The following is a 24,523-nucleotide window of genomic DNA, read 5'->3' as shown; positions in this document are numbered from 1 at the left end:
GGCCTGGCTGATCATCGCGGTGTCGATCACCACGAACGGGGTTTCTTGTTTGTCGGCGAACGCCTTCATTTTGTTGAAGGTATCGCGCGCGAAATCAAGGCCATCGAGAATGGCAAGCATGTGGTCACCGCGAACAAGGCGCTGATCGCCGTTCACGGTAATGAAATTTTTGCCAAGGCGCGCGAAAAAGGCGTGATCGTGGCGTTCGAAGCGGCGGTGGCCGGTGGCATTCCGGTGATCAAGGCGATCCGTGAAGGCCTGTCCGCCAACCGTATCAACTGGGTCGCCGGGATCATCAACGGCACCGGCAACTTCATCCTCACCGAGATGCGTGAAAAAGGTCGCACCTTCGAAGACGTGCTGGCCGAAGCGCAAGCGCTGGGTTACGCCGAAGCCGATCCGACCTTCGACGTCGAAGGCATCGACGCCGCGCACAAGCTGACAATCCTGGCGTCGATCGCGTTCGGCATTCCGTTGCAATTCGACAAGGCCTACACCGAAGGCATCACCAAGCTGACCACCGCAGACGTGAACTACGCCGAAGCGCTGGGCTATCGCATCAAGCACCTCGGTGTGGCACGCAGCACCGCCGCCGGTATCGAGTTGCGCGTACACCCGACGCTGATCCCGGCCGATCGCTTGATCGCCAACGTCAACGGCGTGATGAACGCGGTCATGGTCAATGGTGACGCTGCCGGTTCGACGTTGTTCTACGGCGCCGGCGCCGGCATGGAGCCGACCGCTTCGTCAGTGATCGCCGACCTGGTGGACGTAGTTCGCGCCATGACGTCGGATCCGGAAAACCGCGTCCCGCACCTGGCCTTCCAGCCGGATTCGCTGTCGGCCCACCCGATCCTGCCGATCGAAGCCTGCGAAAGTGCCTACTACCTGCGGATCCAGGCAAAGGATCATCCGGGTGTGCTGGCCCAAGTGGCGAGCATCCTGTCGGAGCGCGGCATCAACATCGAATCGATCATGCAGAAAGAAGTCGAAGAACATGACGGTCTGGTGCCAATGATCCTGCTGACGCACCGTGTGCTGGAACAGCACATGAACGACGCGATCGCCGCGCTTGAAGCGCTGACGGGTGTGGTCGGTCCGGTCGTACGGATCCGCGTCGAGCACCTGAACTAACTAAAAGCAGCAGCAAGCTGCAAGCTCCAGGCAACAAGGCAAAGGCAGTTTGGCTTTGACTTGTCGCTTGGAGCCCATAGCTTGAAGCCCAAACCGAAGGTTTGCCCCTATGCGCTATATCAGTACCCGCGGCCAGGCACCGGCCCTGAATTTCGAAGACGTCCTGCTGGCCGGTCTCGCCACCGACGGCGGTCTGTACGTCCCGGAAAACCTGCCACGTTTCACCCAGGAAGAAATCGCTTCCTGGGCCGGCCTGCCGTATCACGAGCTGGCCTTCCGGGTGATGCGCCCGTTCGTTGCCGGGAGCATTCCGGACGCCGATTTCAAAAAGATTCTTGAAGAAACCTACGCCGTGTTCTCGCACAACGCGGTGGCGCCATTGCGTCAGTTGAACGGCAATGAATGGGTGCTGGAGCTGTTCCACGGGCCGACCCTGGCGTTCAAGGACTTCGCCCTGCAACTGCTCGGTCGCCTGCTCGATTACGTGCTGGAAAAACGCGGTGAGCGCGTGGTGATCGTCGGCGCCACTTCCGGTGATACCGGTTCGGCCGCCATCGAAGGCTGCAAGCACTGCGAAAACGTCGACATCTTCATCCTGCACCCGCACAACCGTGTGTCCGAAGTGCAGCGGCGGCAGATGACCACCATTTTTGGTGAAAACATCCACAACATCGCCATCGAAGGCAACTTCGATGACTGCCAGGAAATGGTCAAGGCGAGCTTCGCCGACCAGAGCTTCCTCAAAGGCACGCGTCTGGTGGCGGTGAACTCGATCAATTGGGCGCGGATCATGGCCCAGATCGTTTACTACTTCCACGCAGCCTTGCAGTTGGGCGGGCCGGCACGCTCGGTATCGTTCTCGGTACCGACCGGCAACTTCGGCGACATCTTCGCCGGTTACCTGGCGCGCAACATGGGCTTGCCGATCAATCAGTTGATCGTCGCCACCAACCGCAACGACATCCTGCACCGCTTCATGAGCGGCAATCAGTACGTCAAGGAAACCCTGCACGCCACGTTGTCGCCATCGATGGACATCATGGTCTCGTCGAACTTCGAACGTTTGCTGTTCGACCTGCACGGTCGCAACGGCGCGGCAATCGCCGGCCTGATGGATTCGTTCAAGCAGGGCGGCGGTTTCAGCGTGGAACAGGAGCGCTGGACCGAAGCCCGCAAGCTGTTCGATTCGCTGGCTGTGGACGACGCGCAAACGTGCGAAACCATCGCCGACGTCTATGAGCAAACCGGCGAGCTGCTGGACCCGCACACCGCCATCGGCGTCAAGGCTGCGCGCGAATGCCGGCGCAGTCTCGACATTCCCATGGTGATTCTCGGCACGGCGCACCCGGTCAAGTTCCCGGACGCTGTGGAGAAGGCTGGCGTAGGAAAAGCGCTTGAGCTCCCTGCACATCTTTCTGATTTGTTTGAGAGAGATGAGCGTTGCACCGTGTTGCCGAACGATCTGAAAGCCGTGCAGGCCTTTGTCAGTCAGCATGGCAACCGCGGCAAGCCGCTGTAACCGGCAAAACCTGTCACATTTTGAAGCCCGTCTCCTGACGGGCTTTCTTATTTCTGCATGCCACACTTGCACTGTTTTCGCCCTAGAGGGACGGGCGAGTCAATCACCAAGGAAATGGTAATGCGGTTTTTCACACGATTCACACCGGCACTGTGCTGGATGTTCCTGGCCAGTGCCCTGGGATTTGCCCCGGCCGCGCTTGCCGCACAATTAGTGGCCGCCGAGAACAAGCTTGCGGCCGTTGGCGCGATGATCGAGCTGGATGCTCAGGAGCGGCAATGGATTGCCGAGCACCCGAGGGTCATCGTTGCCTCGGGACAATATCCGCTGTACCTGTTCAAGGATGAGTACGGCCAATGGAGCGGTTTGAACAACGATTTGCTCAGCCGCATCAGCGCAATGACCGGGCTGCAATTTGTGCATGAGGAATCGTTTTCCCCCGCTCAGTTGCTGCAACGTCTGGAAAGCGGCGAAGCGGACATGAGCACGACGCTGGCGATGAATGACGAGCGCAAGCTGTTTCTCGATTTCAGTCATGCGTTTGGCGGGTCGGGCTGGGTGTTCGTCGGGCACGCGGGGATGCCGCGGATCCAGTCTCTGGAGCAATTGGCGGGAAGGGTGCTGGTGCTACCGTCGAGGCATGCGCTGGAGTCCGTGATTCGTCGTGACTATCCGTCTATCGAGGTGCGCTCGGTCAATACGTACGCCGAGGCCCGGGCGCTCGTTGAAAGCGGCGAAGCCTTCGCCACCATCGAAAACGAAACCGGTGCCCAACTCTATCCTTCCGGACGGCTCAAGGTGGGGCATACCGTCGAGGGTAAATGGGAGGCCGATTACCTGACGGTGCGCAAAGGTCAACCGCAGTTGCTGAGTATCCTCAACAAGGCACTCGAGGCGTTTGCGCCTGCCGAGTTGCGTGCGATGCGCCTGAAGTGGCTGAACGGGATCTCCCCGGTGCAAGTGCCCTCGGTGTGGCAGCGGCTGACCCATTGGGGGTGTTGGGGATTATTTGTCGCCAGCCTGTTCGGCTTGCTGTCATTGCTCTGGAACCGGCGACTCAGCGTATTGATCCAGCAACGACTGGACGCCGAGAACAGCCTCATCGATCAACTGGCCTTCCAGCACGCATTGATGGATGCAATGCCTGATCCGGTATTTGTTCGCGACCTGGAGGGCCGTCTGGTGATGTGCAACAAGAGTTATGAAGAAGGCTTGTCGACCCGCTTCGACCAGATTCAGGGACGACAACTGATCGATACCGATCTGCTGCCCAAGGAAACCGCCGAACTGCTGCACGCTGAATTCATGGCCCAACTCCCCACGCGCAAGGCCAGGTTCAGCAAGCGTCAATTGATGTTCAAAAACGGCGTCAGGGAGATCTACCACTGGACGGTGCCGTTCTACGGCACCGATGGGCAGTTGCGAGGATTGCTCGGCGGCTGGACCGATATCGGTCGGCGTACAAGCAAGCCGTGAGCGGGCTGTTTTTTCCCTGTCATCTTTGCCGTGCATGCTCTGTCGACCAGCGGCGCCGAGGCGCCGGCAACTGGAATCCCGAACTTTCTTCTCGGGCCAGTGGTCACTTACAGTGAACACGCCCCAGGCACTTTGTTTTCGGACTATTGAGTGGTGATCGAGATGGAAAGTATCAGTCTATTGCTCGGGGAGGCTCTGAGCCCGTATCAAGTCACGCTGACCCCGTCGGGCGCCCATGGCGAATGCCTGGTGACACTGAAAAATGCGACCGGCGCGATTGTGGTCGAACGCGTCTTCAATCAGGCGCAGTTCACCGACAAGCGTTTGCTGACGGATGTTGTTGATGGTTTGCACCGTGACGTGCTGATTGCTGAAGGACGGCTGGAGCCCTGCGTAATCGCGGCGTTGCGCCATGCGGCTCGGGACAAAATCCTGGCCCGCTGAAATTGAATTTTTTTTTGTGGGAACCTTCCTGCGGCAACGTCAGTCAGACGCAGTAACAGCAGGATCAAGCATTGTGCTCCGGTGCTTGCCGCTTGCTGCCACTGGTCTTTATGTAGGCCACGTTTAACCCCGAGTCGTCTCCCCACTTCTCGGGGTTTCTTTTGCCTGCGATTTGTCACGGCAGCGCCTGCTGCTCGAAATAGGCTTTGGATTCTTCCAGGTAAGCGCTGCGACTTTCCGGGTCGAGCCACGCCGCGTAGGCCTCGCTCAAACGATCGCGGGGCATTTTGCGCAGCAACTGGTTGATCTCGACAATGGCCTGCCGGCCTTTGGGCGTGTCGGAACAGCCGATGTAACCCGACAGATATTTCTCCGCGCCGCGAATCGGGTAGAACTGCAAATCATCCTCCGCGATGCCTTGCTGCTGGGCCTGGTAGCGGATTTCCGGGCGATAACCCAACAGCAGGTGCAGGCGCCCCAGACGCTGCATTTGCAACAGGCTGCCCAATGCGTCGTTGCCGTAATGCGCGGTCAACGCGTCGGGCGGCGCTTGCTTGAGCAGTGCGTCGAGGTACTCGCCGTAATTGCGCTCGGCAATGATCCCCAGTTTCTCGCGCCCACTGGCAAGCAGCGCGGCCAGGTCCACTTCACCGTCCTGCAGGAACGGCGCCAGCACGTCATGATCCACGCGCCGCACCGCCAGGCCATTACTCATGGCGCGAAACACCGGAATCGAAAAGGCGATCCAGCGCTCGCGCTCCTTGCTCTTGTTCAGCGCCGCATCGCAGGTCAAAAAAGGTTCATGCAGCATTTGCAGGCCGCGAGCCCGGTTGACCCGCATCACGGTGTGATCGTATTGCGGCATGCCGGCGATCAGCAGCGGCAATAGTTGATCGATGATGCCCTGGCCCTTTTTCGGCCCTTCGAAAATCGTCAGCGGCGGCAGATCGCGCACGAGCCAGATCAGCGTGTCCCTGGGTTGCGCCATTGTCGAGGGGGGCAGGCCGAACAGCCCGACCATGACCAGCAACGCGAGCACGGCCCGTCCCCCGTGGGACAGGCCGTGCGTGATGGGCAGCGCAAACAGACGCCTCAGCTCAGATGGCTCCGTCTTTGCGCAGTTGTGCAATCTGCGACGCGTCATAGCCAAGTTCCTGCAATACCTGTGCGTTGTGCTCACCCAGTTGCGGGCCGACCCATTCGCAATCACCGGGTGTCTCTGAGAGTTTCGGCACAATCCCTGGCATCTTGAAATCTTTACCGTCCGGCAGCTTGGCGTGCAGGAACATCTCCCGGGCCAGGTATTGCGGATCGGTGAACATGTCTTCGGCGCTGAAAATTCGGCTGGCCGGCACATCGGCCTGATTCAGCAGGGCGAGCACCGTGTCCAGCGGCAGTGAATTGACCCAGCGATCAATCACCCCGTAAAGCTCATCGCGGCGGTTGTCGCGACCATCGTTGCTGGCCAGCGCCGGGTCATTGGCCAGGTCTTCGCGACCGATGATCAGCATGAACCGTTTGAAGATTGCATCGCCGTTGGCGCCGATTTGCACATGCTTGCCGTCGGCGCTGGTGTGGATGGAAGAGGGCGTGATGCCCGGCATGATATTGCCGGTGCGCTCGCGGATAAAACCGAACACGTCGAACTCCGGGACCATGCTTTCCATCATGGCGAAGATCGCTTCGTACAGCGCCACGTCCACCACCTGGCCCTGGCCGCCGTTGACTTCGCGATGACGCAGCGCCATCAACGCGCCGATCACGCCCCAGAGCGCGGCTATCGAGTCACCGATGGAAATCCCGGTGCGCACCGGCGGCCGGTCTTCGAACCCGGTGATGTAACGCAGGCCGCCCATGGATTCACCCACCGCACCAAACCCAGGCTGATCCTTCATCGGCCCGGTCTGGCCGAAGCCCGAAAGCCGCACCATCACCAGTTTCGGGTTGAGGCTGTGCAGGGTTTCCCAGCTCAGGCCAAGCTTTTCCAGCACGCCGGGGCGAAAGTTTTCGATGAGGATGTCGGCCTCGCTCAACAGCTTTTTCAGAATGGCCAGGCCTTCCGGGTGTTTCAGGTTCAGCGTCACCGACTTCTTGTTGCGCGCCTGGACGAACCACCACAAGGACGTGCCCTCGTACAGTTTTCGCCATTTGCGCAGCGGATCGCCGCCATCCGGGGATTCGATCTTGATCACTTCGGCACCGAACTCACCGCAAATGCGTGAGGCAAAGGGGCCGGCAATCAACGTACCCAATTCGACGACTTTCAGACCTGAGAGCGGTTTTCCAGTGAGCGGCATGCGGGATCCTGTAGGACAAAGGCTGGGCGAGAAGAGCGTTTTAACATAGCCGAACGTCAGACCACCAAGCTCAATTGCCTTGAATTCGTTGATTGCCTACCGCATCGGTTAGACTTGCCGCCTTTCCCCGTATCAAGAAGCCCGTTCATGGCCCAGCCGTCCACGACCTACAAGTTTGAACTGAACCTCACCGACCTCGACCGCAGCGTTTACGAGACCGTGAAGCAGACCATCGCCCGCCACCCTTCGGAAACCGAAGAGCGCATGACCGTGCGGCTGCTGGCCTACGCCTTCTGGTACAACGAGCAACTGTCGTTCGGTCGCGGTCTGTCAGACGTGGACGAACCGGCGCTGTGGGAAAAAAGCCTGGATGACCGTGTCCTGCACTGGATCGAAGTCGGCCAGCCAGACGCCGATCGTCTGACCTGGTGCTCGCGTCGCACCGAGCGCACCAGCCTGTTGGCCTACGGCAGCCTGCGTGTCTGGGAAACCAAAGTGATCCCGGCGATCAAGAACCTGAAAAACGTGCACATCGCTGCCGTGCCGCAGGAAATCCTCGAAACCCTGGCCAAAGACATGCCCCGCGTTATCAAGTGGGACGTGATGATCAGCGAAGGGACGATTTTCGTCACCGACGACCGTGGTCAGCACGAAGTCCAGTTGCAGTGGCTGAGCGGCGAACGCGGCTGATTTTTCGCCGTTTTCGCGATTCATCCGGTTTTATCCTACGTATCCAAGAGAAGCACCTGTCACCCCATGCGCATCGAACCTCGCCTGTTGCCCGACACCCTGCCATTCCTCGGAGATCTGCCGCCGCTGTTGACCCGCCTGTACGCGGCGCGGGGCGTGCAGTCCGAGGCGGAACTGGACAAGAGCCTGGCGCGGCTGATTCCGTTCCAGCAGCTCAAGGGCATCGATGCCGCCGTGGATTTGCTGGTGATTGCCTTGGAGCAGCGGCAGCGGATTCTGATCGTCGGCGACTTTGATGCGGATGGCGCGACGGCCAGTACCGTCGGGGTGTTGGGCCTGCGTCTGCTGGGCGCGGCACACGTCGACTATCTGGTGCCGAACCGGTTCGAGTACGGCTACGGCCTGACCCCGGAAATCGTCGACGTGGCGCTGACCCGCACGCCGCAGTTGCTGATCACCGTGGACAACGGCATCTCCAGCGTCGAAGGCGTGGCGGCAGCGAAAAAGGCCGGCCTCAAAGTGTTGGTCACCGACCACCACTTGCCCGGCGACGAATTACCGCTGGCCGACGCCATCGTCAATCCGAACCAGCCGGGGTGCGCGTTCCCGAGCAAGGCGTTGGCTGGCGTCGGGGTCATTTTTTATGTGCTGATGGCCTTGCGCGCACGCTTGCGCGGCCTCGGCTGGTACGAGAGCCAGCCGCAGCCGAACATCGGCGAGTTGCTGGACCTGGTGGCGCTGGGCAGCGTCGCCGACGTGGTGCCGCTGGATGCCAATAACCGGATTCTGGTGCACCAGGGGCTGGAGCGGATTCGCGTCGGACGCGCGCGGCCGGGGATCAAGGCGATTCTTGAAGTGGCCAAGCGCGAACCGGCACGCATCACCTCTACCGACCTGGGGTTCATCGTCGGTCCGCGCCTCAACGCAGCCGGGCGCCTGGATGACATGAGCCTGGGCATCGAATGCCTGCTCACCGACGACGCGGGGCTGGCGCGGGAAATGGCAGTGCAGCTCGACGGCATGAACCAGGATCGCAAGTCCATCGAGCAGGGCATGCAGCGTGAAGCGCTGGCCCAGCTCAAGGATTTACCGGTCGAGTCGATGCCGTTCGGCCTGTGCCTGTTCGACCCCGAGTGGCACCAGGGTGTCATCGGCATCCTGGCCTCGCGGATGAAGGAGCGTTATTTCCGCCCGACCATCGCGTTTGCCGATGCTGGCGACGGTCTGCTCAAGGGGTCGGGACGCTCGGTTCAGGGTTTCCATATTCGTGACGCGCTGAGTGTGGTGGCGGCGCAGCATCCGAACCTGATCAGCAAGTACGGCGGCCACGCCATGGCGGCGGGTTTGACCTTGCCGGAAGCGAATTTTCCGTTGTTCGCCGAAGCGTTCGACGCTGAAGTGCGTCGGCAATTGCGCGAAGAAGACCTGACCGGGCGACTGCTGTCTGACGGTACGCTGGCGGTCGAAGAGTTCCACCTGGAACTGGCGCGCGCGTTGCGCCATGCCGGGCCTTGGGGGCAGCACTTTCCGGAGCCGCTGTTTCACGGGGTGTTCCAGCTGGTCGAGCAGCGGGTCGTTGGCGAGCGTCACCTCAAAGTGGTGCTGAAAAGTGAATGCGGCTCGGTGAAGCTCGATGGCATCGCCTTCGGCGTCGACCGCGAGATCTGGCCGAACCCGACCGTCAAATGGGTGGAACTGGCTTACAAACTCGACCTCAACGAGTTTCGCGGGAACGAGACGGTGCAATTGATGATTGCCCACATCGAACCGCGCTAAGCCCTTCGCGAGCAATTCGAATCGTCGCTCCCACACTGGATCTGCGTCGTTCACAACACCAATGTGGGAGCGAGCTTGCTCGCGAAGGCGATCTTCATCCGCCAAATATCCCCGGAACCCTCGCTCATCCCCCGTTGTCGACTAGGCTCTAAGCACTGCTTGATTGGCCTTGTGACGCCTTGTCGAATTTTTTACCCGCGGGGGCGGGTGCCGCACCTTTTTTTGCTGTCACTCGTCGACTTTTCAAACAGAACCCTGGAGCCTGCCCACTGATTCGAGAGGTGCCCCATGAGTCTGCTGCTTGAACCCTGTACCCTTCGTCAATTGACCCTGCTCAACCGCATCGCGGTATCGCCGATGTGCCAATACTCCAGCGTCGATGGCCTGGCCAATGACTGGCACCTGGTCCACCTCGGCAGCCGCGCCGTCGGCGGCGCCGGGCTGATTTTTACCGAAGCCACGGCGGTCACCGCCGATGGCCGCATCACCGCCGAGGACCTCGGCCTGTGGAATGACGAACAGATCGAGCCCCTGCAACGCATCACGCGCTTCATCACCGCTCAGGGCGCGGTGGCGGGCATCCAGTTGGCGCACGCCGGGCGCAAGGCCAGCACCCACCGGCCGTGGCTTGGCAAGCACGGCAGCGTCAAACCCGACGATGGCGGCTGGACGCCGATTGGCCCTTCGCCCATAGCGTTCGACCCGCAACACACGCCGCCCAAGCAACTGGATGAAGCTGAAATCGCCGAGGTCATTCAGGCGTTTGTCGACGCGGCCAAACGGGCACTGACCGCTGGCTTCAAAGTGGTGGAAGTCCACGCCGCTCACGGTTATCTGTTGCACCAGTTTCTGTCGCCCCTGAGCAATCAGCGGCGCGATCAATATGGCGGTTCGTTCGAGAATCGGATTCGCCTGGTACTGCAAGTCACCGAAGCGGTGCGCGCGGTGTGGCCCGAGGAATTGCCACTGTTTGTGCGAGTGTCGGCCACCGACTGGGTGGAGGACGGCTGGAATCCGGATGAGACCGTGGAGCTGGCGCGACGCCTGAAAAACCTGGGCGTGGATCTGATCGACGTCTCGTCGGGCGGTACGGCCGCCAATGCGGAAATTCCTACAGGGCCGGGTTATCAGACCCGGTTCGCCGAACGCGTGCGCAAGGAGTCAGGCATTGCCACTGGCACGGTCGGGATGATTACCGAGCCGACGCAGGCCGAGCACATTTTGCGCACCTGTCAGGCGGACATCATCTTCCTGGCGCGGGAACTGTTGCGCGATCCGTATTGGCCGCTGCATGCGGACGATGACCTGGGTGGGCGCAGGGCCGTGTGGCCGGCGCAGTATCAGCGGGCGACGCATCGGGATCAGCCGATTCATGAGTCCGATTTGCGTGACTGAATAGCGCCGTAAAAACAAAAAGCCCCGGTCAGAGTTGATCGGGGCTTTTGCGTTTCGGTGCAGGGATTTTTGTTGCCTGTCAGGCCGTCTTCGCGAGCAAGCCCGCTCCCACCGTTGATCTTTGTCATACACAAAATTTGCGTCTAATGAAGATCTAATGTGGGAGCGGGCTTGCTCGCGAAGGGGCCAGCCCAGACATCCAATAACGATCAGGGGTACTTACGCTTATCCGGCGCCGGCGGGAAATACTGGTACAGCCAGGTCTCGCTCAACGTCCGGTCATTGGTGCGAATGAACAACCGCAGCTCGACCGGCTCCACGCTGTCATTGGTCGGGAACCAGTCAAACGTGATGCGGTAACCCTTGATGTCATCCAGCACCAGCACGTTGAAATCTTTCACCTCCCCGTTCGAACAGGTGACCACCGGTTCAATCCCGGCACCCTCCGGCAAGCGATCGAGACCGCCGCCGGTGAAGTCCACCGCGAACCGTCGTGCCCACACCAGCGGGTAATGCTCGCCCGGCGCCCAGCCCTCGGTGAAGCCGCCCATGCCTGAACGCGTTGCGTTGACCCGCGCCAACGGCGTGCCGACCGGTGGCAGCGCGCTCCAGTAGAGCTTGTAGCCGTAATTCAGCGAGTCGCCGGCCGCGACCGGTTTTTTCGGGGTCCAGAAGGCGACGATGTTGTCCAGGGTTTCGCCGGTCGTAGGAATTTCCAACAGATCGATAGAGCCTTCGCCCCACGCGGTGGTCGGTTCTACCCACAGGCTCGGGCGCTTGCTGTACCAGTCGACAGTGTCCTGATAGCTGGCGAACTCGTGGTCGGTCTGCACCAGACCGAAGCCTTTCGGATCGGTATCGGCGAAGGCGTTGAATTGCAGCGTCGCCGGGTTGTTCAGCGGACGGCAGATCCACTCGCCGTTGCCGCGCCACATGGCCAGGCGATCCGAGTCGTGGATTTGCGGGTGGATGGTGTCGCACATGCGGCGCTCGTGGGTGCCGCAGCTGAACATGCTGGTCATCGGTGCGATGCCCAACTGCTCGATGGCGGTGCGCGCATTGATGTACGCATCGACGCCCATGACGACCTGACTGGCCTGGCAATCGATGTCGAAACGATAAGCGCCGGTGGCGCTCGGCGAATCGAGCAGGGCGTAGACCACGAAACGGGTGCTGTCCTTGTCCGGCGTCTCGAACCAGAACTTGGTGAAGTCCGGAAACTCTTCACGCTTCTTGGCGTACGTATCGACCGCCAAACCGCGCGCCGACAGGCCGTACTGCCCGGTGGCATCGACCGCACGGAAGTAGCTGGCGCCGAGGAAAGACACTACGTCGTGCTTGTCCAGCTCCGGCGCCTTGAACAGCTTGAACCCGGAAAAACCCAGGTCGGCACCGAGTTGCTTGGTATCGACCGTGGTTTTTTCATAGTTGAACAGCGATGGGCGGAAATGCACTTCCCGGGCCTGACGCGTCTTCGGATCGACGCTGTACATGCGCACCGGTTGCTTGAAACCCATGCCGACGTGGAAAAACTGCACATCCAGCTGACCGTTCAAGTCATTCCACAACGAGTGATTGCCGTCGTACTGGATCGCATTGAAATTCTGCGGTGTCATCGTCGCCAAGGTCGGCGGCAGCACCTGCTTGGTGTCCTGATAGCGATTGCCGGCGAGCTGCTTGGCCTGAAGCTTCAGCGCCTCAAAATCGAAGGCCTGGGCCTCGCCATCAGCCGCGCCATTACTGGCAGCCCAAGCGCGGGAGGCCAGCAGGCCAGTGGCGGACAGACCGGTATAAGCCGCGATGGCCATGGACGCTTTGAGCAAATTCCTGCGGTGCATAAGTACAACCTGTCGTGAACAATCCCGCGCCGTTCCTGGCACGTGCTGGATCAGAAATAACGGTTCGGACATGCCTTCGGCCAAACGTAACGGACTTTAAACAGATGCCAAATAGCTTAAACCGTTCGGTTGCAGACAAAAAATGATTGGTTGCACTTTGTCAGCGCGGCAATGAAACAAGAAATGTCGGTTAACGTTTCCCACAGTCCTTTCTGATTTATAGGTCATTTCTGCTTTTTTTGACTAATTACTCTAAAAATCGCTTTTCAGCGCCGCGATAGTTCCTATTCTGTGTTCATGACCGGCTTCTGCCCATCAGGCCGGCGACAAACAAAAAGGAGAGGGCGATGCGGTTTTTGAAGATATCTCGGGCTAACAGAAGGACATCGTCCATGGCGAAAGTACAAGGCATCACCGAAATGTTAGGCATCTTTCCCTGCCTTGGGACCGGGCGACGAAGACGCCGGCTCAACCGGGAAGAAATGAAGTTGGTTGAGCGTTATCGCGAACTGTCGGAGAGCGACCGGATTGCGATGCGCTATCTGGTGGATGCGATGAGGAGTGTTTCGCGGTTTTGAGCGACAAAAAAGGGGCTGACTGTGAAGTCTGCCCCTTTGTCATTTACTCACCTGCGTTTTTGCTGCAAGTGCCGGCAACCCCAAATGCAGGGGATGGCGGGGCGATCTCGATTACCGACTAACCTTCCACGCATCCCCCGCCGGCGCGGTCCCGTGGTCGTAGGGTTTGGCCAGCCACATGTAGAGCAAGCCCAACCCAATCACGATGGCCGTGCTCAGCACCATTGCGTAGTTGATGTACCAAGCCGCATCCGGTGTACGCGGCCAGGCCATGTTGATGATTGCGCCAACGCCGTAAACCAGAGCGCCGATGTTGACCGGCAAGCCCCACGCGCCGAGGGTGAATTTGCCGCTGGGTTTCCAGCCTTTCATCCGGGCGTATAGGGCGGCCAGGACGATCATCTGGAACGCCAGGTAAATCCCGATGGCAGCGAAGCTGACGATAGTCGCGACCGCGTCTTGCAGGAAGAATCCGAGGGCGATGATCAATGCCGGCAGGACGCCGGACACGAACAGTGCGGCAACCGGCACTTGTGTCGTAGGAGAAATCTTTTTCAGCAAGGTGCTGCCGATGACCATTTCATCCCGCGCGTAGGAATACAGCAGACGACTCGCCGCCGCTTGCAGGCTGATGACGCAGGAGATGAAGGAAATCATGACCACGCCCATCACCACTTTCGAGCCGACCGGGCCGAAGGCGTTGTTGAGGATGGTGGTGACCGGGTCTTTGTCGGTGCCGTTGATCACGGCTTGCATGTCCGGCACGGCAAGGATCAGCGCCAGGCAGGCGAACATCGCCGAGATGCCGCCAATGTAAATGGTCATGCGCATGGCAATTGGAATCTGCTTGCTCGGGTTCGGGGTTTCTTCGGCCACATCGCCGCAGGCCTCGAAGCCGTAGTACAGGAACATCCCGGCCAACGAAGCGGTAAGGAACGCCGGCAGGTACGAGCCGTCGATGCGAATGTCGAAGGTGTTGAACAACACGCTGATCGGTTGATGACGCTCGAACAGCAGCAGGTAGACGCCGACGATCACCGCGCCGATCAGCTCGCAGAGGAAGCCGAACATGGCGATCCGTGCCAGCACTTTGGTGCCGCTGAGGTTGACCAGGGTGGCGAACAGCGTCAGCACCAGGGCGATGATGATGTTGGTGTTGTTGCTCGGTTCAAACCCCATCATTGCCGCGAGGTACGGGCCGGCACCGACGGCCACGGCGGCGATGGTCACGCACAGGGCGATGGAGTAGATCCAGCCGACCATCCACGCCCATTTCTTGCCCACCAGCCGGCGCGCCCACGGGTAGACGCCACCGGAAATCGGGAATTGCGAGACCACTTCGCCGAAGATCAGGCACACCAGCAACTGGCCGCAACCGACCAGCAGATAGGCCCAGAACATCGGCGGCCCGCCAGCGGCGAGGCACAGGCCGAACAGGGTATAAACCCCGACGACGGGGGAGAGGTAGGTGAAGCCCAGTGCGAAGTTTTCCCACAGGCTCATGCTGCGGTTGAAGTTCGAGGTGTAGCCCAGTTTGCGCAGTTGCTCGGCATCGCTGTCGGCAGCGGTTGTAGCGAGTTCGGGTGATGTACTCATGGTCTGTCAGCTCCGGAAAATCGGCAGATTTCGGATGTCCGAAACCGTGGCGGGCCGTGAAGGCGCTGCCCGGATCGGTGGTTATTGTTTTGGCGTGTTTGGGGTGCAGCCTGGTGGTGCCTGGTGCCTGGTGCCTGGTGCCTGGTGCCTGGTGCCGGTTTCTTCCTTGGATTTGCGGTGAGGCCTTCGCGAGCAAGCCCGCTCCCACAGGGGGATGCGGTCTAAATGTGGGAGCGGGCTTGCTCGCGAAGTTTTTAAGCTTTTAGTGCTTGAACATCACATGCCGAACGACGGTGTAGTCCTCCAGCCCGTACATCGACATGTCCTTGCCGTACCCGGACAATTTCTGACCGCCGTGGGGCATTTCGCTGACCAGCATGAAGTGCGTATTTACCCAGGTGCAGCCGTATTGCAAGCGTGCGGCCAGGCGATGAGCGCGACCCACGTCCGCCGTCCAGACCGACGACGCCAGGCCGTAGTCCGAATCGTTGGCCCAACCCAGCACCTGCGCTTCATCGGTGAATTGGGTCACGGAAACCACCGGCCCGAACACTTCGCGCCGGACGATCTCGTCGTCCTGCTGCGCGTCGGCCAACACCGTCGGTTCGAAGAAGAAGCCGTTGCCTTCCACCGCTTTGCCGCCGGTGATCAAGCGGATATGCGACTGCGCCACGGCCCGTTCGACAAACCCGGCGACACGGTCGCGATGTTGCGCAGTAATCAGCGGGCCCAGCTCGGTCGACGGGTCATCCTGCAAGCCGTACTTGATGGTGCTGACCGCTTCGCCCAACTTCTGGACAAATTTTTCGTAGATGCCTTGTTGCGCGTAGATGCGGCAGGCGGCGGTGCAATCCTGGCCCGCGTTGTAGAAACCGAAGGCGCGGATGCCTTCCACGGCGGCGTCGATGTCGGCGTCGTCGAAGATGATCACCGGAGCCTTGCCGCCCAGCTCCATGTGCATGCGTTTGACGCTGTCGGCGGTGCTGGAAATGATGTTCGCGCCGGTGGCAATGGAACCGGTCAGCGAGACCATGCGCACTTTCGGGTGCGTGACCAGTGGACTGCCGACCGTAGGACCGCGACCGAATACCAGGTTGAGCACGCCGGCCGGGAAGATTTCCGACGCCAATTGCGCCAAACGCAACGCGGTCAACGGGGTCTGTTCCGACGGCTTGAGCACCACGGTATTACCGGCAGCGAGGGCCGGGGCGATTTTCCAGGCAACCATCATCAACGGGTAGTTCCACGGCGCGATGGAGGCGACAACGCCGACCGGGTCGCGGCGGATCATCGAGGTGTGCCCGGCCAGGTATTCACCGCCCGCCGAACCGCTCATGCAACGGCTGGCGCCGGCGAAGAAACGGAACACGTCGGCAATCGCCGGGATCTCGTCGTTCAGCGCGGCGCTGTAGGGTTTGCCGCAGTTGTCCGATTCCAGTTTGGCCAACTCTTCGCCGTGGGCTTCGATGACGTCGGCCAGTTTGAGCAGCAGCAACGAGCGATCTTTCGGCGGCGTTTGCGACCAGGCTTCGAAGGCGTTGTCGGCAGCCCGCACCGCTGCATCGACCTGGGCTTCGCTGGCTTCGTTGATTTCCACCAGCACACGGCCGAGGGCCGGGTTGAACACCGGTTGGGCGGGGCCTTCGCCGTCGACCAGATGGCCGTTGATCAAGAGTTTGGTTTGCATGACGTTGTCCTCATCGAAACTATCGTTGTTCTTCTGTCGAAACCGCAAACCCTGTGGGAGCGGGCTTGCTCGCGAAAGCGGTGTGTCAGGCACCATCAATGCTGGAGGTGATGGCCTCTTCGCGAGCAAGCCCGCTCCCACAGGGAATAGTTGTTGTCAGTTATTTGCCGCCACTGCCCGCAACGCTTTCGCCGCCACGAGTCAGGTAGTAAGCGCCGAGAATCGGCAGCATGGTCACCATCATCACCAGCATCGCGACGACGTTGGTCACCGGCACGTCCCGTGGGCGGCTGAGCTGGTTGAGCAGCCACAGCGGCAGGGTGCGTTCATGGCCGGCGGTGAAGGTGGTGACGATGATTTCGTCGAACGACAGCGCAAATGCGAGCATGCCGCCGGCCAGCAACGCCGAGCCAAGATTCGGCAGGACGATGTAGCGGAAGGTCTGCCAGCCGTCGGCGCCGAGGTCCATCGAGGCTTCGATCAAACTGTGCGAAGTACGGCGCAAGCGGGCGATGACGTTGTTGTAGACGATCACCACGCAGAAGGTCGCGTGGCCGACGATGATGGTGAACATCCCCGGCTCGATCCCCAGCGACTTGAACGTGGCCAGCAACGCGATCCCGGTGATGATCCCCGGCAACGCAATCGGCAGGATCAGCATCAGCGAGATGCCTTGCTTGCCGAAGAACTCGCGGCGATACAGCGCGGCGGAAGCGAGGGTGCCGAGCACCATCGCAATCAACGTCGCGATGCCGGCGATCTGCGCCGAGAGCTTGATTGCTTCCAGCACGTCGGGGCGCGAAAACGCCACGCTGAACCAGTGCAGGGTGAAACCCTTGGGCGGAAAGCTGAACGCCGCTTCTTCGGTGTTGAAGGCGTACAGGAAGATGATCAGGATCGGGAAGTGCAGAAACACCAACCCGCCCCACGCGGCGATTTTCAGCCCCAGGGAGGCCTGGTCGCCCTGTTTGATTGGCTTAGAGCGCATCGAAGGCCCCCAGTCGTTTGACGATGGACAGGTAAATGGCGATCAGCACAATCGGCACCAGCGTGAACGCGGCCGCCATCGGCATGTTGCCGATTGCGCCTTGCTGGGAGTAGACCATGCTGCCGACGAAGTAGCCGGGCGGGCCCACCAGTTGCGGCACGATGAAGTCGCCCAAGGTCAGCGAAAAAGTGAAGATCGAACCGGCGGCGATACCCGGAATCGACAGCGGCAAAATCACCTGCATAAAGGTCTGGCGCGGCTTCGCGCCGAGGTCCGCCGAGGCTTGCAGAAGCGAGGGCGGCAGGCGTTCCAGCGAGGCCTGGATCGGCAGGATCATGAACGGCAGCCAGATGTAGACGAACACCATGAATCGGCCCAGGTGCGAGGTCGACAAGGTGCTGCCGCCCACGCCGGGAATCCCCAGGACGAATTGCAGCACCGGCTCCAGCCCCAAGTGCTGAACGAACCACTGCGCCACGCCGCCCTTGGCCAGCAGCAAAGTCCAGGCGTAGGCCTTGACGATGTAACTGGCCCACATCGGCAGCATCACCGCGATGTAGAAAAACGCCTTGGTCTTGCCCGTGGTGTAGCGCGCCATGTAGTAGGCAATCGGGAACGCGACGATGGCGCTGGCAATCGACACGACAATCGCCATGCTCAGGGTGCGCAGGATGATGTCGAAATTCGATGGCTGAAACAGCGCTGCAAAATTCGCCAGGGTCAGGTCGGGCGTGACCGCCATGGTGAAGTCATCGAAGGTGTAGAAACCTTGCCACAGCAGCACCAGCAGCGAGCCAAGGTAGATTGCGCCGAACCACAACAGCGGCGGCACCAGCAGCAGCGACAGGTAAAAGTTCGGCCGGCGATACAGCAGGTTGGAGAACCTGCGCAACGGCGAACCGCTGGCCGGGGTTTGAGGCAGTGCCACGCTGCTCATCTCACACCCCGCTCGCAACGGTGTCATGCAGCGGGATCATCGCCTCGCGCGCCCAGCGTGCGCTGATGCGTTGCCCGGTCTGACGTTGCGCGCTGATGTCCAGCCACTGAGTGTTGGCCTGGCTGATGTTCAGGGTCTGGCCGTTTTCCAGTTTCACTTCATAGCGGGTGGCGCTGCCCTGGTACTGAATGTCGTGCAGCAAACCGCTGACTTCGATCTCGTGGCTGGCCAGCGGGCCTTCAGCGAACCGCACGTGTTCCGGGCGGATCGAAAACGGCTGCGGGTTGCCGCTCAACTGTTTCGCCAGATCGCCACGAATCACGTTCGAGGTGCCGACGAATTCCGCGACGAAGGTGGTCGCCGGTTTCATGTAGAGATTGCGTGGGGTGTCGACCTGTTCGATGCGCCCCTTGTTGAACACGGCCACGCGATCAGACATCGACAGCGCTTCGGTCTGGTCGTGGGTGACGAAAATGAAGGTGATACCGAGTTGGCGTTGCAGCTTTTTCAGCTCGCTTTGCATCTGCTCGCGCAGCTTCAAGTCCAGCGCCCCGAGCGGCTCGTCGAGCAGCAACACGCGTGGGCGATTGACCAGGGCGCGGGCCAGGGCCACACGCTGGCGCTGACCGCCGGACAGTTGCACCGGCTTGCGCTCGCCGTAGCCGCCGAGAGCGACCATGTCGAGGGCTTCTTCGGCGCGCTTCTGGCGTTCGGCTTTGCCGACACCTTTGACCTTTAAACCGTAGGCGACGTTGTCGCGAACGTTCATGTGTGGGAACAGGGCGTAATCCTGAAACACCGTATTGACGTCACGCTCGTACGGCGGCAGGCCGGCGGCTTCTTCGCCGTGAATGCGGATCGAGCCTGCGCTCGGTTGTTCGAAACCGGCGATCAGGCGCAAACACGTGGTTTTTCCTGAGCCGGAAGGGCCCAGCATGGAGAAAAACTCGCCGTCCTGGATGTCGATGGAAACCCGGTCTACGGCTTTCACTTCGCCGAACAGACGGGAAACGTTGGTGAACTGGACTGCAAGCGTCATGGTGCGGTGCTCCAAAAAGGCGAAGGCCGTCGCAGCGGCCCTGCCTGGACTTCTGAAAAATCTGAATCGTGATCGCGGCTGTGCGGCTGTAACACTGACTGTGGGCTCATGTGGTGAGGGACGTTTGTGGCAAGGGGGCTTCTGTGGCAAGGGGGCTTTTGTGGTGAGGGGGGCTTTTGTGGCGAGGGGGCTTGCCCCCGTTGGAGTGCGCAGCACTCCCAAAAAAAGCTCATGCGGTTTACCCGTCAGACCTCAGTGGCTTGTTTTGGGGCGGCTTCGCCACCCAACGGGGGCAAGCCCCCTCGCCACAAAAGCCGCTGGCCACAAAAGCTCCCTTTGCCACAAAAGCCCCTGGCTACAAAAGCTCCCTTTGCCACAAAAGCCCTTGGCTACAAAAGCTCCCTTTGCCGCAAAAGCCCCTGGCCACAAAAGCTCTTCGCCACAGGCGGGCAGAGTGTCAGCGGCCGCCCATGATCGCGATGTAGTCCTGGGTCCAGCGGCTGTACGGCACGAACTTGCCGCCTTCAGCCTGCGGGGTTTTCCAGAAGGCGATCTTCTCGAACTGGTCGAAACCGTTGGTCTTGCAACCTTCGGCGCCGAGCAATTCGCTGCCCGTGCAAGCTGCCGGCACCGCCGGCAACGAGCCGAACCACGCGGCGACGTCACCCTGGACTTTCGGTTGCAGCGACCAGTCCATCCACTTGTAGGCGCAGTTCGGGTGCTTGGCCTCGGCGTGCAACATCGTGGTGTCGGCCCAACCGGTGGCGCCTTCTTTGGGGATGGTCGAGGCGATCGGCTGCTTCTCGTTGATCAGGCCGTTGACCTGATACGGCCAGGCGCTGGACGCGACCACGCCCTCGTTTTTGAAGTCGCTCATCTGCACGGTGGTGTCGTGCCAGTAGCGGTGAATCAACGGCTGCTGCGCACGCAACAGATCGAGCACGGCTTTGTACTGGGTTTCGGTGAGTTGATACGGGTCTTTGATGCCGAGTTCAGGCTTGGTGGTTTTCAAATACAGCGCCGCGTCGGCGATGTAGATCGGGCCGTCATAGGCTTGCACGCGACCCTTGTTCGGTTTGCCGTCCGGCAGATTTTGCGCCTCGAACACCACGCTCCAGCTGGTCGGCGCCGTCTTGAACACGTTGGTGTTGTACATCAGCACGTTCGGGCCCCACTGATACGGGGTGCCGTAGGTCTGCTTGTTGACCACGTACCACGGCGCGTCCTTGAGGCGCGGATCGATGCTTTTCCAGTTCGGGATCAGGTCGGTATTGATCGGTTGCACGCGCTTGCCGACGATCAGCCGCAGCGAGGCATCGCCCGACGCCGTCACCAGGTCGTAACCGCCCTTGGCCATCAGGCTGACCATTTCGTCGGAAGTGGCGGCGGTCTTGACGTTCACCTTGCAGCCGGTGTCTTTCTCGAAACCGGTCACCCAGTCATAAGCCTTGTCACTTTCTCCACGTTCGATGTAACCGGGCCACGCCACGATATCCAACTGACCTTCGCCGGCACCGACGGCTTTCAGCGGTTCGGCGGCCTGAATGCTGGCGCTGGCCAATAATGCCGTGGTGATTGCACTGAGCAGTGCGGTCTTGTGCACGAACATGGGAATTCCCTCTTCTTTAATTATGGTCGGGGCAGTGGTGAACGTGATGAAGCATGCCGTTGGCGGCTTGTTATTAGCGTAGTCAGAGATGCTGGCCGTGGCGCGCCATGATGTGCCGCACCACGCTGTAGTCCTGAAGCGAATCGCTGGATAAGTCTTTGCCGTAGCCCGAACGTTTGAGGCCGCCGTGGGGCATTTCGCTGACCAGCATGAAATGGCTGTTGATCCAGGTGCAGCCGTACTGCAAGCGGGCCGCGACCTGCATGGCTTTGTCGAGGTTCTGGGTCCAGATCGAGGAGGCGAGGCCATATTCCGAATCGTTGGCCCAGTCCACCGCTTGCTCCAGTTGATCGAAGCGGGTCACGGTGACCACCGGCCCGAACACTTCGCGCTGGACGATCTCATCGCTCTGCTTGCACCCGGCGAGCAAGGTCGGCTGGTAATAGAAGCCGGCACCGGAATGCACCGCCGCGCCGGTCACCCGTTCGATGTGTGGCTGGCCGAGGGCGCGCTCGACAAAACTGGCCACACGGTCGCGCTGGCGGGTACTGATCAACGGGCCGATTTCGTTATCGGCATCGCGTTTGCCGGCGAAGCGCAGGCTGCTGACTGCCGCGCCAAGTTCGGCCACCAGTCGGTCGTGAATTCCGGCCTGTGCGTAAATCCGGCACGCCGCCGTGCAGTCCTGGCCGGCGTTGTAATAGCCGTAAGTGCGCACGCCTTCGACCACGGCCTGAATGTCGGCATCGTTGCAGACGATCACCGGGGCCTTGCCACCGAGTTCGAGGTGCGTGCGTTTGAGGGTTTTGGCGGCGGCCTGGAGAATTTTCTGCCCGGTGACGATATCGCCGGTCAACGACACCATGCGTACCTTTGGATGGCTGACCAAGTGGCTGCCGACGCCTTCACCGCCGCCGCAGACAATGTTGATTACCCCGCGCGGCAGGATCTCCGCCAGCGCGGGTGCCAGCGCCAGGATCGACAACGGTGTGTGTTCGGACGGTTTGAACACCAGCGTGTTGCCGGCGGCGAGGGCCGGGGCGATTTTCCACGCGGCCATCATGATCGGGTAGTTCCAGGGTGCGATCGAGGCGACGACGCCAATCGGATCGCGGCGGACCATGCTGGTGTAGCCCGGCAGGTATTCGCCGCTGAGCTGACCGGTCTGGCAGCGCACGGCGCCGGCGAAGAAGCGGAACACGTCGACCGTGGCGTTCAAGTCGTCCTGGCGCGCCAGGTGCAACGGCTTGCCGCAGTTGAGGGACTCGAGGCGGGCCAGCAGGTCGGCGTTTTTTTCGATGGCGTTGGCGATGTCCAGCAACAGGTTCGAGCGTTGCTGCGGCGTGGTGCGTGACCAACTGGCAAACGCGCGGTGGGCGGCGAGAATGGCCGCTTCGACTTGCTCGGTGCTGGCTTCGGCGATGTGCGTCAACACCTCGCCGGTGGCCGGGTTGAGGATCGGTTCGACAAAGCCCTGGCCCGCGATCAATTCGCCATCGATCAACAATGCGGTGAACAGTGGGGTCTGCGCGCCAGCCATTTTTCGGGTTCTCTTTTCTTGTGTGGCCATGGTGCTCCCAGCGACTGGGGCGCGGCCGTCTTATATAGATGTAACAAGACTAGTCCGGGACCCCGAGGTCGACAAATACTAAATACTGAAGGTGGCGTTCGATTAAATAGATGGCTTGCGCCCGCCGTGGGGCTGCTCCCGCGCCACGGTCAGGAAAGGGTCGACCAGCGCCGGGCGCGCCGTGCCACGGCGCCAGGCCAGGCCGACGTCCAGGGTCTGGCTCAGGTCGGCAATTGGCCGCGCTTCGATGATGTCGCCTTCCAGCGACCAGGGGCGATAGGTCATGTCGGGCTGGATCGACACACCCAATCCCGCCGCAACCAGGCTTCGCACGGCTTCCGTCGACGCCGTTCTGAGGGTGATGCGCGGTTGCAACGAGGCCGCCGACCACATGCGCTGGGCATTGCGGTCCATCTCGTCGACGTTCAGTTGAATCAGCGGCTCGCGCGCCACGTCGGCGAGGTTGATGCTGTCGTGTTCCAACAGCGGGTGCTGCGCCGGCAGCCACAGCCGGTGGGGCGAGTGGGTCAGCACTTCAGTCTGCAAGGCGTGGCGGTCTTCGAGGTTGGAGAGGATCAACACGCCGACATCGATTTCGCCGCTGACCAGCAAATGCTCGATGTACGGGCGCTCGTCCTCCATCACGCGAATCTCGACATTGGGGTAGGCGCGCTGGAAACGGGTGAGCAGATCCGCAAGGTAATAACCGGCGACGAGGCTGGTCACGCCGATGATCAACTGGCCAGCCACCTGATCGGTGCTCTGTTGCAGGCTGCGTTTGGCGTTGTCCACGGTCGCCAGAATCAGGTGTGCCTGGCGCAGGAATTGATGCCCCTGGTGGGTCAGGGTCATGCCCTTGGCGTGGCGATTGAACAGGCTGACGCCGATTTCCTGCTCCAGTTGCTGGATCGCCAGGGTCAGTGTCGATTGGGAAATGAACGCGGTTTGTGCGGCGGCGGAGATCGAGCCCGTCTCGGCCACGGCGATGAAGTGACGAATCTGACGCAGGGTCATCATGGGAGCAGTACCCGGTGGGCGGTTTTTATAGATTCGCCGCAGTGTATATCTTTTTAATCGATGGGCTTTTTGGCGTTACAAAAAGTGCGCAACATCTGGAAGTACTCTCGCAGCAGGGGCTTGGGCACTTTCGGCCTAGGCTGTTGGCCTTATGTGTCCGGTCAACCCTTTTTCTGGAGGCGGCAAAATGAATACCCGTGGATTGCTCGATCAACTTCTCAAGTCCGGTCAGGATATGTTGCAAAACAAGGCCGGTGGCAATCACAAGAAAACCACCAGCGGTGGTTTGGGCGGCTTGCTCGGCGGCAGCGGTGGCGCGGGCGGTCTCGGTGGTCTGCTTTCCGGCGCGGGCGGCGGCGCACTGGCAGCGGGCGCGATGGGCCTGCTGCTTGGCAGCAAGAAGGCCCGCAATGTCGGCGGCAAAGTCGCCATTTACGGCGGTCTCGCGGCGCTTGGCGTCATTGCCTACAAGGCTTACGGCAACTGGCAGGCCCAGCAGGGTACCGCGCCGAAGACCGAGCCGCAGACCCTCGACCGCCTGCCACCGGCGCAAGTCGAGTTGCACAGCCAGGCCATTCTCAAGGCGCTGGTCGCCGCAGCCAAAGCCGACGGTCACGTCGATGATCGCGAGCGTGCATTGATAGAAGGCGAATTCACCAAACTCGACAATGATCAGGAATTACAGCGGTGGCTGCACGCCGAACTCAGCAAGCCACTGGACCCGGCCGAAGTCGCCCGCGCCGCCAGCACCCCGGAAATGGCCGCCGAGATGTACATCGCCAGCGTGATGCTGGTGGATGAGGAGAGCTTCATGGAGAAGTCCTACCTGGATGAACTGGCGCGGCAGTTGAAGCTGGAGCCGGGGTTGAAGATAGAGTTGGAGAAACAGGTTCGCCAGGCGTTGACCTGAATCCTGGTTTTTCTGCTGTACAT

20 protein-coding genes are annotated in these 24,523 nt (G+C 60.8%); 9 read left to right on the top strand and 11 right to left on the bottom strand.

Going from position 1 to position 24,523, the window contains the following annotated elements:
• From ACQKP4_RS09270 to ACQKP4_RS09255, 4 genes are all read left to right on the top strand, one after another.
• The coding region (locus ACQKP4_RS09270) for a homoserine dehydrogenase (RefSeq protein WP_427632423.1) at positions 1–1,134 on the top strand (1,134 nt) is incomplete at its 5' end.
• Positions 1,135–1,243: 109 nt separating this feature from the next.
• Complete coding sequence (gene thrC, locus ACQKP4_RS09265) at positions 1,244–2,653, top strand: threonine synthase (protein ID WP_427632421.1); 1,410 nt, start codon at positions 1,244–1,246, stop codon at positions 2,651–2,653.
• A gap of 120 nt (positions 2,654–2,773) precedes the next feature.
• On the top strand, positions 2,774–4,129 hold the full coding sequence (locus ACQKP4_RS09260; RefSeq protein ID WP_427632419.1) for a transporter substrate-binding domain-containing protein: 1,356 nt from the start codon (positions 2,774–2,776) through the stop codon (positions 4,127–4,129).
• Positions 4,130–4,291: 162 nt separating this feature from the next.
• Positions 4,292–4,573, top strand: a complete 282-nt coding sequence (locus ACQKP4_RS09255; RefSeq protein ID WP_427632417.1) for a DUF3509 domain-containing protein — start codon at positions 4,292–4,294, stop codon at positions 4,571–4,573.
• A gap of 175 nt (positions 4,574–4,748) precedes the next feature.
• On the opposite strand, the gene ACQKP4_RS09250 is transcribed toward ACQKP4_RS09255, so the two are convergent.
• Positions 4,749–5,594: a TIGR02285 family protein gene (locus ACQKP4_RS09250; protein ID WP_427632425.1), complete on the bottom strand. Its 846-nt coding sequence runs from the start codon at positions 5,592–5,594 to the stop codon at positions 4,749–4,751.
• A gap of 76 nt (positions 5,595–5,670) precedes the next feature.
• Positions 5,671–6,870, bottom strand: coding sequence for a CaiB/BaiF CoA transferase family protein (locus tag ACQKP4_RS09245; RefSeq protein ID WP_427632415.1), 1,200 nt, complete (start codon positions 6,868–6,870; stop codon positions 5,671–5,673).
• A gap of 147 nt (positions 6,871–7,017) precedes the next feature.
• On the opposite strand from ACQKP4_RS09245, the gene ACQKP4_RS09240 reads away from it, so the two are divergent.
• The 3 genes from ACQKP4_RS09240 to ACQKP4_RS09230 all read left to right on the top strand — a co-directional run bounded on the left by ACQKP4_RS09240 (position 7,018) and on the right by ACQKP4_RS09230 (position 10,731).
• On the top strand, positions 7,018–7,560 hold the full coding sequence (locus ACQKP4_RS09240) for a YaeQ family protein (protein ID WP_201114544.1): 543 nt from the start codon (positions 7,018–7,020) through the stop codon (positions 7,558–7,560).
• A gap of 66 nt (positions 7,561–7,626) precedes the next feature.
• Complete coding sequence (recJ, locus tag ACQKP4_RS09235; protein WP_427632413.1) at positions 7,627–9,336, top strand: single-stranded-DNA-specific exonuclease RecJ; 1,710 nt, start codon at positions 7,627–7,629, stop codon at positions 9,334–9,336.
• A gap of 288 nt (positions 9,337–9,624) precedes the next feature.
• Positions 9,625–10,731 carry an NADH:flavin oxidoreductase/NADH oxidase gene (locus ACQKP4_RS09230; protein WP_427632411.1) on the top strand — a complete coding sequence of 369 codons (1,107 nt, stop codon included), beginning with the start codon at positions 9,625–9,627 and terminating at the stop codon, positions 10,729–10,731.
• A 209-nt stretch (positions 10,732–10,940) separates the two neighbouring features.
• Here the strand turns inward: ACQKP4_RS09230 and ACQKP4_RS09225 are convergent, their stop codons facing one another.
• Positions 10,941–12,569: a glucan biosynthesis protein D gene (locus ACQKP4_RS09225; protein ID WP_427632409.1), complete on the bottom strand. Its 1,629-nt coding sequence runs from the start codon at positions 12,567–12,569 to the stop codon at positions 10,941–10,943.
• A 392-nt stretch (positions 12,570–12,961) separates the two neighbouring features.
• On the opposite strand from ACQKP4_RS09225, the gene ACQKP4_RS09220 reads away from it, so the two are divergent.
• A complete protein-coding gene (locus ACQKP4_RS09220; RefSeq protein WP_427632407.1) occupies positions 12,962–13,147 on the top strand; it encodes a hypothetical protein in 186 nt (61 codons plus the stop codon).
• Between the two features lie 111 nt (positions 13,148–13,258).
• Here ACQKP4_RS09220 and ACQKP4_RS09215 read toward each other — a convergent pair whose 3' ends face one another.
• The 8 genes from ACQKP4_RS09215 to ACQKP4_RS09180 all read right to left on the bottom strand — a co-directional run bounded on the left by ACQKP4_RS09215 (position 13,259) and on the right by ACQKP4_RS09180 (position 23,590).
• On the bottom strand, positions 13,259–14,743 hold the full coding sequence (locus tag ACQKP4_RS09215; RefSeq protein WP_427632405.1) for an APC family permease: 1,485 nt from the start codon (positions 14,741–14,743) through the stop codon (positions 13,259–13,261).
• Between the two features lie 262 nt (positions 14,744–15,005).
• On the bottom strand, positions 15,006–16,430 hold the full coding sequence (locus ACQKP4_RS09210; protein WP_427632403.1) for a gamma-aminobutyraldehyde dehydrogenase: 1,425 nt from the start codon (positions 16,428–16,430) through the stop codon (positions 15,006–15,008).
• 160 nt (positions 16,431–16,590) lie between these two features.
• The gene (locus ACQKP4_RS09205; protein WP_427632401.1) at positions 16,591–17,418 is read right to left on the bottom strand and encodes an ABC transporter permease; all 828 of its coding nucleotides are present in this window, start codon (positions 17,416–17,418) and stop codon (positions 16,591–16,593) included.
• Entirely contained in the window at positions 17,408–18,355 is a 948-nt protein-coding gene (locus ACQKP4_RS09200) for an ABC transporter permease (RefSeq protein WP_427632399.1), read from the bottom strand. The genes ACQKP4_RS09205 and ACQKP4_RS09200 overlap by 11 nt, the downstream gene beginning before the upstream one ends.
• Position 18,356: 1 nt before the next feature.
• On the bottom strand, positions 18,357–19,394 hold the full coding sequence (locus tag ACQKP4_RS09195) for an ABC transporter ATP-binding protein (RefSeq protein ID WP_427632397.1): 1,038 nt from the start codon (positions 19,392–19,394) through the stop codon (positions 18,357–18,359).
• 457 nt (positions 19,395–19,851) lie between these two features.
• The gene (gene ydcS, locus ACQKP4_RS09190; RefSeq protein ID WP_427632395.1) at positions 19,852–21,003 is read right to left on the bottom strand and encodes a putative ABC transporter substrate-binding protein YdcS; all 1,152 of its coding nucleotides are present in this window, start codon (positions 21,001–21,003) and stop codon (positions 19,852–19,854) included.
• An 82-nt stretch (positions 21,004–21,085) separates the two neighbouring features.
• Entirely contained in the window at positions 21,086–22,573 is a 1,488-nt protein-coding gene (locus ACQKP4_RS09185) for a gamma-aminobutyraldehyde dehydrogenase (RefSeq protein WP_427632393.1), read from the bottom strand.
• 102 nt (positions 22,574–22,675) lie between these two features.
• Positions 22,676–23,590: a LysR family transcriptional regulator gene (locus tag ACQKP4_RS09180; protein ID WP_427632391.1), complete on the bottom strand. Its 915-nt coding sequence runs from the start codon at positions 23,588–23,590 to the stop codon at positions 22,676–22,678.
• Positions 23,591–23,777: 187 nt separating this feature from the next.
• On the opposite strand from ACQKP4_RS09180, the gene ACQKP4_RS09175 reads away from it, so the two are divergent.
• Positions 23,778–24,500 (top strand): tellurite resistance TerB family protein, encoded by a 723-nt coding sequence (locus ACQKP4_RS09175; protein WP_427632389.1) that lies wholly within the window; start codon positions 23,778–23,780, stop codon positions 24,498–24,500.
• Positions 24,501–24,523: the final 23 nt, after the last annotated feature.

The sequence above is a fragment of the Pseudomonas sp. NPDC086278 genome (genome assembly GCF_050280905.1).
Taxonomy (GTDB): Bacteria; Pseudomonadota; Gammaproteobacteria; order Pseudomonadales; family Pseudomonadaceae; genus Aquipseudomonas.
This window is presented reverse-complemented; position numbering and strand designations above follow the sequence as displayed.

Coding starts and splice junctions, on each gene's coding strand:
- ACQKP4_RS09175 (WP_427632389.1), top strand. CDS start 23,778: ATGAATACCCGTGGATTGCTCGATCAACTTCTCAAGTCCGGTCAGGAT.
- ACQKP4_RS09195 (WP_427632397.1), bottom strand. CDS start 19,394: ATGACGCTTGCAGTCCAGTTCACCAACGTTTCCCGTCTGTTCGGCGAA.
- ACQKP4_RS09200 (WP_427632399.1), bottom strand. CDS start 18,355: ATGAGCAGCGTGGCACTGCCTCAAACCCCGGCCAGCGGTTCGCCGTTG.
- ACQKP4_RS09245 (WP_427632415.1), bottom strand. CDS start 6,870: ATGCCGCTCACTGGAAAACCGCTCTCAGGTCTGAAAGTCGTCGAATTG.
- ACQKP4_RS09220 (WP_427632407.1), top strand. CDS start 12,962: ATGGCGAAAGTACAAGGCATCACCGAAATGTTAGGCATCTTTCCCTGC.
- ydcS (WP_427632395.1), bottom strand. CDS start 21,003: ATGTTCGTGCACAAGACCGCACTGCTCAGTGCAATCACCACGGCATTA.
- ACQKP4_RS09230 (WP_427632411.1), top strand. CDS start 9,625: ATGAGTCTGCTGCTTGAACCCTGTACCCTTCGTCAATTGACCCTGCTC.
- ACQKP4_RS09185 (WP_427632393.1), bottom strand. CDS start 22,573: ATGGCCACACAAGAAAAGAGAACCCGAAAAATGGCTGGCGCGCAGACC.
- ACQKP4_RS09210 (WP_427632403.1), bottom strand. CDS start 16,430: ATGCAAACCAAACTCTTGATCAACGGCCATCTGGTCGACGGCGAAGGC.
- ACQKP4_RS09205 (WP_427632401.1), bottom strand. CDS start 17,418: ATGCGCTCTAAGCCAATCAAACAGGGCGACCAGGCCTCCCTGGGGCTG.
- ACQKP4_RS09250 (WP_427632425.1), bottom strand. CDS start 5,594: ATGGTCGGGCTGTTCGGCCTGCCCCCCTCGACAATGGCGCAACCCAGG.
- ACQKP4_RS09260 (WP_427632419.1), top strand. CDS start 2,774: ATGCGGTTTTTCACACGATTCACACCGGCACTGTGCTGGATGTTCCTG.
- thrC (WP_427632421.1), top strand. CDS start 1,244: ATGCGCTATATCAGTACCCGCGGCCAGGCACCGGCCCTGAATTTCGAA.
- ACQKP4_RS09240 (WP_201114544.1), top strand. CDS start 7,018: ATGGCCCAGCCGTCCACGACCTACAAGTTTGAACTGAACCTCACCGAC.
- ACQKP4_RS09225 (WP_427632409.1), bottom strand. CDS start 12,569: ATGCACCGCAGGAATTTGCTCAAAGCGTCCATGGCCATCGCGGCTTAT.
- ACQKP4_RS09215 (WP_427632405.1), bottom strand. CDS start 14,743: ATGAGTACATCACCCGAACTCGCTACAACCGCTGCCGACAGCGATGCC.
- ACQKP4_RS09180 (WP_427632391.1), bottom strand. CDS start 23,590: ATGATGACCCTGCGTCAGATTCGTCACTTCATCGCCGTGGCCGAGACG.
- recJ (WP_427632413.1), top strand. CDS start 7,627: ATGCGCATCGAACCTCGCCTGTTGCCCGACACCCTGCCATTCCTCGGA.
- ACQKP4_RS09255 (WP_427632417.1), top strand. CDS start 4,292: ATGGAAAGTATCAGTCTATTGCTCGGGGAGGCTCTGAGCCCGTATCAA.